Here is a 491-nt window from a genome sequence, read left to right as displayed (position 1 = left end):
TTTCTCCTGTATCCGCAAAACTGCCAAGACCGCATGGGCCAGTAAAGACAGCGTAATATGCCGATACCAACTGTGCCACTGCCGCACTTCGTAATGATCGAGCCCACATTCCCCTTTGGTTTCTTCAAAGCCACTTTCAATTTCCCAGCGGTGTCCTGCTACCTGAACCAGCGTTTTCAGATCAGCCTCTTCTTTGTGCGCATACACCACATAATACGCGTGTTCTTGTTTATCATCCCGGCTACGCCGGACCAGCAGATAATGACCATAACGCCGTTCTTCTTCACTCATTTGCAAACGCCAGAGCGGGATCTGTGCCCAGTCATACCAACGCGCTCCTTTTGTTCCTAACCCCGCGGACTGTGTTTCCCAATCGTCAGGCATCAGACTGGCGGCAATCACGTCCGCCCTGATATCGTGCGGGCCTTGCCACCAAAGCCATTCATTCTTGGGGATCGCTAATACAAACGGTTGATGCCGGGACTCCAGCC

The 491-nt window shown here is 52.5% G+C and carries 1 protein-coding gene; it reads right to left on the bottom strand.

What is annotated here, in order from left to right; all coding sequences use genetic code 11:
• On the bottom strand, positions 1-491 hold a 491-nt coding region (locus tag AACS92_RS03665; RefSeq protein ID WP_153044810.1), incomplete at both ends, for an IS701 family transposase.

The sequence above is a fragment of the Xenorhabdus sp. KJ12.1 genome, from assembly GCF_963876495.1.
In the GTDB taxonomy this organism is placed as follows: Bacteria; Pseudomonadota; Gammaproteobacteria; order Enterobacterales; family Enterobacteriaceae; genus Xenorhabdus; species Xenorhabdus stockiae.
This window is presented reverse-complemented; position numbering and strand designations above follow the sequence as displayed.